Origin of the sequence: Streptomyces sp. Inha503 (assembly GCF_047215865.1) — a bacterium.
GTDB classification, from domain to species: domain Bacteria; phylum Actinomycetota; class Actinomycetes; order Streptomycetales; family Streptomycetaceae; genus Streptomyces; species Streptomyces lycopersici.
On sequence record NZ_CP178360.1, the window covers coordinates 2473302 to 2486022 of the forward strand.

General features: G+C 68.1%; 1 pseudogene (running past one end of the window). It reads right to left on the minus strand.

Annotated elements, in window-relative coordinates:
* Positions 1–59 precede the first annotated feature (59 nt).
* Positions 60–12721, minus strand: a pseudogene (locus ACJX2R_RS10215) (SDR family NAD(P)-dependent oxidoreductase) (its annotated part continues 17773 nt past the right edge of the window); the annotation flags it as partial.

Sequence of the window (12721 nt, forward strand, 5' to 3'; positions counted from 1 at the left end):
GACGTGAACATCGCTTCTATGCGATCGATTTCGGCGAGCAGGGTCGTCGACTGAACCTTCGGGTTCATGAGGTCGCCCAGCCGGGCGGCAAGATCTGCCGGGGTCGGGTAGTCGAACACCATCGTGGCGGGCAGCCGCAGCCCCGTGGCCTTCGTCAACCTGTTGCGCAGCTCCACCGCGGTCAGCGAGTCCACACCCAAATCCTTGAACGCACCGGTCGCCGGAATGCCGCGCGCGTCGGCATGTCCCAGAACCGCCGCGGCACTGTCGGACACCAACTTCAGCAGGGCCTTCGCCCGCTCCTCCGGCGTCAAGCCGACCAGCCACTGCGCCGACGAATCAGCGGTGGAAGCGGCCCGCCGGGCAACCGGGCGATGCAACAAACGCAGCAATGCCGGAACCTCGGCCCCCCGCACCGGCTCCATCGGCGTTGCCACCACAACCGGTTCACCCTGCCGTGACGCGGTGTCGAACAGCCGCATCCCGTGCTCGGCGGCGATGGTTCGCAGGCCGCTGCGCCGGATCCGGTCTTGGTCGGTAGCGGTCAGCTTCGCGGTCAGGCCGCTGGCGTCCTCCCACAGACCCCAGGCCAGTGAGAGCGCGGGCAGACCCTCGGCACGACGCTGCTCGGCCAGCCCGTCCACGAACGCGTTGGCCGCCGCATAGTTGCCCTGCCCCGCACTACCGAGAACACCGGCAGCCGAGGAGTACAAGACGAACGCGGCAAGGTCGATATCGCGGGTGAGCTCGTGCAGATGCCAGGCACCGTCGGCCTTGGGCCGCAGCACCGTGTCCAACCGCTGCGGCGTCAACGATTCCACCACACCGTCATCCAGCACACCCGCGGTGTGAATCACCGCCGTCAGGGGATGCTCCGGTGACACACCCGCCAGCACCCGCGCCAGGCCAGCACGGTCCGACACGTCACACACCGCCGTGTCCACCGCGGCACCCAACTCGACCAGCTCGCTGATCAGTGCCTCGTCCGCGGTGCTACGGGACAGCAACAGCAGATGACGCACACTACGCTCGGTCACAAGATGCCGGGCGACGATCCCCGCCAAGACGCCCGAACCACCGGTGATCAGGACCGTGCCATCGGGATCCCACGCCCATTCAGTCTCAGCCTCCGGCTCCGGCTCAGGGGCATGCATACGGGTCAGCCGTGGTGCTTCGTACCGGCCGTCGCTGACCCGCAGCCGTGGCTCATCGAGCCCGACCGTCGCGGCCAACTGGTGGAGGGTAAGGGCGTCGTCATCGCTCTCCACCAGAACGAACCGGCCCGGGTGCTCCGACTGAGCCGAACGCATCAACCCGGACACCGCGGCAGCGGCCAAACCCGTCCCGGTCCGCACGACCAGCGTACTGTCAGAGAAGCGCTCCCCCGCCAGCCACACCTGAACCGCCCGCAAAACCTGAGCAGTGAGCTCACGAGTCTGTACCAGCGGGTCACCGCTGTCGGGGCGTGCGGTGAACACCACCACATCGGGCACCGACACCTCGCCGTCCGCCAGGTCTTCGAACTCGCCCACCGTCACGTCGACCTGCGGGGAGACCGGAACCTCCGTCCACGTCAGGGCGAACAGATCATCGACAGTGGAACCGAGCGCATCGGCTGCCACCGGGCGGGTCACCAGCGAGCCGACGGTGGCCACCGGCCGGCCGATGTCATCGGCGACCCGCACACTCCAGCCATCCGCGACTCGTGTCATCGCGACGCGCAACATCGCCGACTCCGTGGCGTGGACCCGGACACCGTTCCAAGAGAACGGCAGCCGCACGGTGTCGCGGTCGGCATCGGGTGTGTTCAGGATCCCGGCGTGCAGGGCGGCATCCAACAGCGCGGGGTGGAGCGCGAATCGGGCCGCGTCCTGTGTCTGCTCCTCGGCCAGAGCAACCTCGGCGAAGACGGTGTCCCCGTCACGCCACGCGGCTTGCAGCCCTTGGAAGGCAGGTCCGTACTCGTAACCCACCCCGGTCAGCTGGTCGTAGAAGCCCGTCACGTCCACCGGCTGAGCCTGGGCAGGCGGCCACGCGGTAAGGTCCGGGTCCGACGGCGGAACGGTCGTGTCGGAAACGCTGACGGTGGCGGAAACGTGCCGGACCCAGGTATCGGCGTTGTCCGCGCGGGAGAAGACCGTCACCGCGCGGTGTCCGGACTCGTCGGCCTCGGCGACCGAGACGGACAGTTGCACATCGCCGGTCCGCGGCAGCAGAAGCGGGGCTTCAACGATCAGCTCGTCGACGACGCCGCAGCCCACCTCATCCGCAGCGCGGACAACCAGCTCAACAAACCCGGTACCGGGCAGCAGCACACTGCCCCGCACCGCATGATCAGCCAACCACGCATGCGTGGCCAGCGACACCCGCCCGGTCAGCATCACCCCATCCGAACCCGGCAACGCCACCACCGCACCCAGCAACGGATGCCGCACCGCATCCAGACCCGCCCCCGACACATCGGCAGACCGGTCGGCCTCGGCCCAGTACCGCTGGTGCTGGAAGGCGTACGTTGGAAGGTCCAGTACCCGGGCTGTGGTGGTGCCGAGGACGGCGGGCCAGTCGACGGTGACGCCGTGGGTGTAGGCCTGTGCCAGGGCGGTGAGCATCCGGGTGGCATCCCCGTCGTCACGGCGCAACGTGGCAACCGTGACCGCGTCGTCGCCCATCGCCTGCAACAACACCGGGCTGGCGCTGACCTCGATGAACACGGTCTCGCCCTGGTCCTGCAACTGGCTGATGGCGGGGGCGAAGCCCACCGGTTCGCGCAGGTTCCGGTACCAGTACTCCGCATCCAGCGGACCCTCGACCCAGGTGCCGTCCACGGTCGACAGCCACGGCACCACCGGAGCCTGCGAGTCGATACCGGCGGTGATGTCGAGCAGTTCGTCGCGGATCAGCTCGACCTGCGGAGTATGCGAGGCATAGTCGACCGCGATCCGCCGCACCCGCGCCCCCCGCGCCTCATGAGCGGTCAGGACACGATCCACCGCCTCCGGGGCACCCGCGATCACGGTGGAGGCGGGACCGTTGTGGGCGGCAATCCAGGCGCCGTCGGTCAGCTCGATCTCCTGTGCGGGCAGTGCGATGGATGCCATCGCGCCCCGGCCCGCCAGCCCCCGGGCGATCACCTGGCTGCGCAAGGTCACGATCCGGGCGGCGTCGCGCAGCGACACCGCGCTGGCTATGCAGGCTGCGGCGATCTCGCCCTGGGAGTGGCCGATCACCGCGTCCGGCCGCACACCGGCCGCCTGCCACACCGCGGCCAGGGAAACCATCACCGCCCACGAAGCAGGCTGAACCACATCAACCCGGTCCACCACCGCCGGATCATCCAAAACCGTGAACAGGTCCCAGTCCACGAACTCACGCAGGGCGGCCGCGCACTCGGCCATCCGCTCGGCAAACACCACCGACGAACCCCGCAGCGCACTGCCCATCCCCAACCACTGCCACCCCTGACCAGGGAAGACAAACACCACCCGAGGATCAGACATGGCAGTACCGGTGCCGGTAACAGTGTCATCGCCCAGCAGCACGGCACGGTGCTCGAACACCGAGCGCGTCACCGCCAGCGTCGCCCCCACAGCACGCAGATCCACCCCGGGTGACGCCGCCAGGTAAGCGCGCAGCCGGTCCTCGACCTCGGCCAGGGCGGACTCGGTCTTGGCCGATACCACCAGCGGCACCAGCTCCGAGGCCACCACCGGCGTCACAACAGGCTGGGCCTCCTCCGCAGGCTGAGCCGGTGCGCTCTCCAGGATGACGTGAGCGTTCGTACCGCTAATCCCGAACGACGACACCCCTGCCCGATGGGGCCGGCCGGTCTCCGGCCACGGCTGGTTCTCCCCCACCAGCTCAACCGCGCCCGCCGTCCAGTCCACATGCCGTGACGGCTCATCCACATGCAACGTGCGGGGCACCAGCCCGTGCTGGAGCGCCATCACCATCTTGATAACACCCGACACACCCGCAGCGGCCTGGGTATGGCCGATGTTCGACTTCAGCGAGCCCAGCAGCAGGGGCTCCCCACGGCCCTGGCCGTACGTGGCGAGTACCGCCTGGGCCTCGATCGGGTCACCCAGCGTCGTACCCGTGCCATGCGCCTCGACCACATCCACCTCATGCGGCGCCAGGCCAGCGTTACTGAGAGCGGCCCGGATCACCCGCTGCTGCGAAGGACCGTTCGGCGCGGACAGGCCGTTCGACGCCCCGTCCTGGTTCACCGCCGAGCCCCGCACCACCCCCAACACCCGGTGCCCCTTGGCCTGAGCATCCGACAAACGCTCCACCAACAGGACGCCGACGCCCTCAGCCCAGCCCGTGCCGTCCGCGCTGTCCGCGAACGCCTTGCACCGGCCATCGGCTGACAAGCCTCGCTGGCGCGAGAACTCCACGAAAGTCTGCGGCGTGGCCATCACGGTCACACCGCCGACCAGGGCCAGGGAACAATCCCCCTGTCGCAGGGCGTACCCGGCCTGATGCAACGCCACCAGCGATGACGAACACGCCGTGTCCACCGTGAACGCGGGACCTTCGAGGCCGAAGAAGTACGACACCCTGCCCGACAACACACTCGCCGCACCAGCAGTCGCCCCGAACCCTTCGAAGTCAACGCCAATGCCATAACCGCCTGGGTAAGCACCTATGAAGACGCCGGTGTCGCTACCCCGAACGGAACGGGGCTCGATCCCGGCCCGCTCGAACGCCTCCCAGGACACCTCGAGCATCAACCGCTGCTGCGGATCCATCGCCAGTGCCTCACGCGGACTGATCCCGAAGAACGAGGCATCAAAGTTGGCCGCGGCATCCAGGAAGCCGCCCCGCACGCTGTAGGACTTCCCGGGCGCGTCCGGGTCCGGGTCGTACAGGTTCTCTACGTCCCAGCCACGGTCGGTGGGGAAACCGGAAATCGCGTCCGTACCCGACTCGACCAAGCGCCACAGATCCTCCGGCGACGACACTCCACCGGGCAGGCGGCAGGCCATGCCCACGATCGCCAGCGGCTCGTCCTGCGCCGCCACCGACACCGATGTACGTACCGGAGCAGGGCTCTCACCGGTGAACAACTCGTCCAGCCGGGCAGCCAGGGCCGTCGGGGTCGGGTAGTCGAACACCAACGTGGCGGGCAACCGCAACCCCGTCGCCTTCGCCAGACTGTTGCGCAACTCCACCGCGGTCAGCGAATCGATACCCAAGTCCTTGAACGCCGCGGTCACCGGAATCGTGCTGGCGTCGGCGTGTCCCAGAACGGTCGCGGCGCCGTCAGACACCAGCTTCAGCAGTGCCTTCTCGCGCTCGGCCGGTGCCAAAGCTGCCAACCACTGCGCTGACGAGTCACCGGCAGAGGTGTCCCTGCGGGCGATCGGGCGGTGCAACGACCGGAGCAACGCCGGGACTTCGGCGTCCCGTACCGGCTCCATCGCCGCGGCCACCAGAACCGGTTCGTCGTGGCGTGAGGCGGTGTCGAACAGCCGCATCCCGTGCTCGGCGGAGATGGCCCGCAGACCACCGCGCCGGATCCGGCCCCGGTCCGTATCGGTCAGCCTCGCCGTCAGACCACTGGCGTCCTCCCACAGACCCCACGCCAGCGAAAGCGCGGGCAGACCCTCAGCACGACGCTGCTCCGCCAACGCATCCACGAACGCATTGGCCGCCGCGTAGTTGCCCTGCCCCGCACTACCGAGCACACCAGCGGCCGAGGAATACATGACGAACGCGGCCAAGTCGGCGTCCCGGGTGAGTTCGTGCAGGTGCCAGGCCCCGTCGGCCTTGGGCCGCAGCACCGTCTCCAGCCGCTGCGCACTCAGGGACTCCACCACACCGTCATCCACCACACCCGCGGTATGAACCACCGCCGTCAAAGGATGCTCCGACGACACACCCGCCAGCACCTCCGCCAACCCCGCACGATCGGACACGTCACACACCGCCGTGGCCACCGCGGCACCCAACTCGGCCAGCTCGCTGAGCAGCGCCTCATCCGGAGTGCTGCGGGAGACCAGCAGCAGGTGACGCACACCGCGTTCGGTCACCAGGTGCCGGGCGACTATCCCCGCCAGCACGCCCGAACCGCCCGTTACCAGGGCCGTGCCATCCGGATCCCACGCCCTTTCACGCTCAGGCTCAGCGGCATGCGTACGGGTCAGCCGTGGCACTTCGAACCGGCCGTCGCAGATCCGCAGGCGCGGCTCGTCCAATCCGACGGTCGCGGCCAGCTGATCCAGGGTGAGGGCGTCGTCGTCACTTTCGACCAGGACGAACCGGCCGGGGTGCTCGGACTGCGCCGACCGCATCAACCCCGACACAGCGGCAGCAGCCAGCCCGGTACCGGTCCGCACAACCAGCGTGCTGTCAGCGAAGCGTTCCCCGCCAAGCCACTCCTGGACTGCCTGGAGGACCTGGGTGGTCAGCTTTCGTGTTTGGTCCAGCGGGTCGTCGTCGCCGGGAAGTGCGGTGAAGACCACCACCTCGGGCACCGGCCCATCACCACCCGACACCAGATCCTCGAACCGGCCAACCGTCAGACCACTCTCCTGAGGGCTGGGGATCTCCGTCCACGTCAAGGCGAGCAGATCATCGGCAGCGGAACCGAGCGCATCGGCCGACACCGCCCGCGTCACCAGCGAACCGACGGTAGCCACCGGCCGACCGATCTCATCGGCAACCCGCACACTCCAGCCATCCGCTGTCGGGGTCACCGCCACACGCAACGTGGCCGAACCAGTGCCATGGACCCGGACACCGTTCCAGGAAAACGGCAACCCCACACCCCGCTCGGCATCGGGCGCACTCAAGGTGCACGCATGCAAAGCCGCATCGAGCAGAGCCGGATGCACGGCATACCGTGCCGCCTCCCGCGCCTGCTCCTCCGCCAGAGCAACCTCGGCGAAGACAGTCGCCCCCTCACGCCACGCAGCCTGCAAACCCTGGAACGCAGGACCGTACTCATACCCATCTGCCACCAACCGGTCATAGAAACCCACCACATCCACCAGCCGCGCCTGAGCCGGCGGCCACAAAGCAAACTCCGACAGCGCGACCGCCACCTCAGAGGTACCAATCACGGCGGAAACATGCCGAACCCAAGAATCGGCGTTCTCCGCCCGAGAGAAGACCGTCACCACCCGGCGCCCGGACTCATCGGCCTCGCCGACCGAAACGGACAGTTGCACGCCTCCGGTCTGCGGCAGCAAAAGCGGGGCTTCAACGATCAGCTCGTCGATGACATCGCAGCCCACCTCATCCGCAGCGCGGACAACCAGCTCAACAAACCCGGTACCGGGCAGCAGCACACTGCCCCGCACCGCATGATCAGCCAACCACGCATGCGTAGCCAGCGACACCCGCCCGGTCAGCACCACGCCATCCGAACCCGGCAACGCCACCACCGCACCCAGCAACGGATGCCGCACCGCATCCAGACCCGCCCCCGACACATCGGCAGACCGGCCGGCCTCGGCCCAATACCGCTCGTGCTGGAAGGCGTACGTCGGAAGATCCAGCACCCGGCCCCGGGCATCGCCCAGCACCGCAGGCCAGTCCACAGCCACACCGCTGACATACAGATGGGCCAGGGCGCTGATCGCGGCCTGTGCCTCGTGGTCGCCGTGCAGCATCGCGACACCGTCGACCAGGCGAGCCAGTGACCGGTCGGCACCCAGCTCGAGGAACACCGCGTCCTCCAACGAGGCCACCTGCTCCCCGAACCGGACCACATCCCGGACCTGCCGCACCCAATACTCAGCAGTCGCAACCTGATCACCCGCAGCCATGGTGAGACGCGGTGTCCGATAGGTCAGGCCTTCGGCAACCGCCCTAAACTCCTCCAGCATCGGCTCCATACGCGCGGAATGGAACGCGTGACTGGTCGCCAACCGCGTCCACTTCCCCAACCCCGCTGCGGCCCGCAGCACAGCGGCCTCATCACCGGAGAGAACCACCGACGACGGCCCGTTGACCGCAGCGATCTCCACACCCTCACACAGAACCGCTTCTGCTTCTTCCTCGGAGACTGGAACAGCGACCATCACCCCACCCGCAGGCAGAGCCTGCATCAGACGCGCCCGCGCCGACACCAAAGCGCACGCATCCTCCAACGACCACACCCCGGACACATACGCAGCCGCAAGCTCACCCACCGAATGACCAACCACCGCATCCGGACCAACACCCCACGACTCCAACAACCCGAACAAAGCCACCTGCAAAGCGAACAAAGCGGGCTGGGCGTAACCGGTCTCATTCACCTCCAGATCGGGCACATCCAGCAGATCCCACACCTGCTGATGAATCCGCGCGAAGACGGGGAACGCGGCGGCCAGCTCCTCACCCATACCGGCACGCTGCGACCCCTGCCCCGGGAAGACGAACACCACCCGAGGATCAGAAACCGCAGTCCCAGTGACCGTATCGCCACCCAGCAGCACCGCACGATGCTCAAACACCGACCGCGTCACCGCCAGCGTCGACGCCACAGCCCGCAGATCCACCCCGGGCGACCCCGCCAGATACGCACGCAACCGGCCCTCATAGACCGCCAGAGCCGACTGCGTCCGGGCCGACATCACCAACGGCACCCACTCCGGCGCCGACTCGACCACCGTGTTCTCCACAACCTGCGCGGGAGGTGCGCTTTCCAGGATGACATGGGCATTCGTGCCGCTGACTCCGAAGGACGACACACCCGCCCGGCGTGGCCGACCGGTGTCCGGCCACGGCTGGTTCTCCGTCACCAGCTCAACCACACCCTCCGACCAGTCCACATGCCGCGACGGCTCATCGACATGCAACGTGCGGGGCACCAGCCCGTGCCGCAGCGCCATCACCATCTTGATGACACCCGACACACCCGCAGCAGCCTGCGTATGACCGACATTCGACTTCACCGAACCCAGCAGCAGGGGCTGCTCACGATCCTGACCGTAGGTCGCCATCACCGCCTGCGCCTCGATCGGGTCACCCAGCGTCGTACCCGTGCCATGCGCCTCGACCACATCCACCTCAGCCGTGGTCAACCCCGCGTTGGCCAGCGCCTGCCGGATCACCCGCTGCTGGGAGGGTCCATTCGGCGCGGACAGGCCGTTCGACGCACCGTCCTGGTTCACCGCCGAACTACGGACCACTGCCAATACTTGGTGGCCCTTGGCCTGAGCATCCGACAGACGCTCCACCAGCAGGACACCGACACCCTCAGACCATCCCGTGCCGTCCGCGCCATCGGCGAACGCCTTGCACCGGCCATCGGAGGCCAGGCCACGCTGCCGCGAGAACTCCACGAAGGTATGTGGTGTGGCCATCACGGTCACGCCGCCGACCAGGGCCAGCGAACACTCACCCTGCCGCAGGGCATACCCGGCTTGGTGCAGGGCAACCAGCGACGAGGAACACGCCGTGTCCACCGTGACCGCGGGCCCCTCAAGACCGAAGAAGTACGACAGTCGGCCGGACAGCACGTTGAGGCCAGAGGTCGCACCATAACCTTCGAGGTCTGCGCCGATGCCGTAACCGCCTGGGAAAGCGCCCATGAAGACGCCGGTGTCGCTGCCGCGTACGGAACCGGGCTCGATCCCGGCCCGTTCGAAGGCCTCCCAGGACGCCTCCAGGACCAGCCGCTGCTGCGGGTCCATCGCCAACGCCTCACGCGGACTGATCCCGAAGAACGAGGCATCAAAGTTGGCCGCGGTCTCCAGGAAGCCGCCCTCTAGGCAGTACGACTTCCCGGCCGCGTCCGGATCCGGGTCGAACAAGTTCTCCACGTCCCAGCCACGGTCCGTGGGGAATCCGGAGATCGCATCCGTACCCGACTCCACGAGATGCCACAGATCCTCGGGAGAGAAGACTCCACCGGGCAGGCGGCAGGCCATACCCACGATCGCCAGCGGCTCGTCCTGCCCCACCGCCGACACTGGCGTGCGTACCTGAACGGGATTCTCGCCGGTGAACAACTCCTCCAACCGCGCGGCCAGGGCACCTGCGGTCGGATAGTCGAACACCATCGTGGCGGGCAGCCGCAGTCCCGTGGCCTTCGTCAGGCTGTTCCGTAGCTCAACCGCCGTCAGCGAATCCACACCCAGATCCCTGAACGCGGCAGTCACCGGAATGGTGCTGGTGTCGGCGTGTCCCAGAACCGTCGCGGCGCTATCACACACCACCTTTACCAGTGCCTTCGCCCGCTCCTCCGGCGTCAGAGCGGCCAGCCACCGCACAGCACCGCCGGAGGCCGCCCGCCGGGCGACCGGGCGATGCAACGACCGTAGCAACGCCGGGACTTCCACGTCCCGTACCGGGTCCATCGCCGCAGCCACCAGAACCGGGGCGCTATGGCGTGACGCGCTGTCGAACAGCCGCATCCCGTGCTCGGCGGAGATGGCCCGCATGCCGCTGCGCCGGATCCGGTCATGGTCCGTATCGGTCAGCTTCGCCGTCAGACCACTGCTGTCCTCCCACAGACCCCACGCCAGTGAGAGCCCGGGCAGGCCCTCAGCACGACGCTGCTCAGCGAGAGCGTCCAGGAAGGCGTTCGCCACCGCATAGTTGCCTTGCCCCGCGCTACCGAATACGCCGGCCGCCGAGGAGTACATGACGAATGCGGCCAGGTCGGTGTCGCGGGTGAGTTCGTGCAGGTGCCAGGCGCCGTCGGCCTTGGGCCGCAGGACCGTCTCCAGCCGCTGCGCGCTCAGGGACTCCACCACACCGTCATCCACCACACCCGCGGTATGAACCACCGCCGTCAAAGGATGCTCCGACGACACACCCGCCAGCACCCGCGCCAACCCGGCACGATCCGACACGTCACACACCGCCGTGGCCACCTGGGCGCCCAGTTCACCGAGCTCGCCGATCAGCGCCTCATCCGGGCTGCTGCGGGAGACCAGCAGCAGATGACACACACCACGTTCGGCCACCAGATGCCGGGCGACGATCCCCGCCAACACACCCGAACCACCCGTGATCAGAACCGTGCCATCCGGATCCCACACCCTTTCACGCTCAGGCTCGGGCTCAGGCTCAGCGGCATGCGTACGGGTCAGCCGTGGCACTTCGAACCGACCGCCGCTGACCCGCAGCCGCGGCTCATCCAACCCGACGGTCGCGGCCAGCTGATCCAGAGCGAGGGCGTCATCGTCACTTTCCACCAGGACGAACCGGCCGGGGTGCTCGGACTGCGCCGACCGCATCAACCCCGACACGGCGGCAGCGGCCAGCCCGATACCGGTCCGCACGACCAGCGTGCTGTCGGTGAAGCGATCCCCAGCCAGCCAGGTCTGGACTGCCCGGAGAACCTGGGCGGCCAGCGTACGAGTCTGGACCAGTGGGTTCTCGCCACTGTCGGGGAGTGCGGTGAAGACCACCACCTCGGGGACCGGCGCATCACCATCCGCCAGGTCTTCGAAGCGGCCTGTGGTCAGGCTGGTCTCCTGAGGGGCCGGGATCTCCTTCCAGGTCAGGGCGAGCAGGTCGTCGGTGGTGGAGCCGAGTGTGTCGGCCGTTACGGGCCGAGTCACGAGGGAGCCGATGGTGGCCACCGGTCGGCCGGTGTCATCAGCGGCCCGCACCCTCCAGCCGTCCGCCGCCTGTGTCACGGCGACACGCAACATCGCCGACCCGGGCGCGTGGATCTGAACCTGGTTCCAGGAGAACGGCAACCGCACACCCTGCTCGGTGTCGGGCGTATTCAGGATCCCGGCGTGCAGGGCAGCATCCAGCAGCGCGGGATGCACGGCGTATCGGGCCGCGTCCTGCGCTTGCTCTTCGGCGAGGACGACCTCGGCATAGACGGTGTCCCCGTCACGCCACGCAGCCTGCAACCCCTGGAACGCGGGACCGTACTCGTAGCCCACCACGGTCAACTGATCGTAGAAGTCGGCCACGTTCACCGGCTGGGCCTTGGCTGGTGGCCACGCACTGAGGTCCGGCAGCGAGATGGTCGCGTCAGAGTTGCTGACCATGACCGTGGCGTGCCGCGTCCAGGTATCGACGTTGTCCGCCCGGGAGAAGACTGTCATCGTCCGGCGTCCGGACTCGTCGGACTCGGCGACCGCGACAGACAGTTGCACGCCTCCGGTCTGCGGCAGCAGGAGCGGGGTCTCGATCACCAGCTCATCGACAACGTCGCAGCCCACCTCATCGGCCGCGCGGATGACCAGTTCCACGAACCCGGTGCCGGGCAGTAGCACACTGCCCCGCACCATGTGATCAGCCAGCCACGCATGTGTGGCCAACGACACCCGCCCAGTCAACAGCACACCATCCGAGCCGGGAACCGCCACCGCCTCACCCAGCAGCGGATGACCACCCGCAGCCGACCGGTCCGCGCCCTCGAGCCAGTACCGCTGATGCTGGAACGCGTACGTCGGAAGATCCAGCACCCGGCCCCGGACATCGCCCAGCACCGCAGGCCAGTCGACAGTCACGCCGCTGACATACAGATGGGCCAGGGCGCTGATCGCGGCCTGTGCCTCGTGGTCGCCGTGCAGCATCGCGATGCCGTCGACCAGGCGGGCCAGTGACCGGTCGGCACCCAGCTCGAGGAACACCGCGTCACCGTAGGAAGCGGCCTGCTCCCCGAACCGGACCACATCCCGGACCTGCCGCACCCAATACTCAGCGGTCGCAACCTGATCACCCGCGGCCATGGTGAGACGCGGTGTCCGGTAAGTCAGGCCTTCGGCGACCGCCCTAAACTCCTCCAGCATCGGCTCCATACGGGCGGAATGGA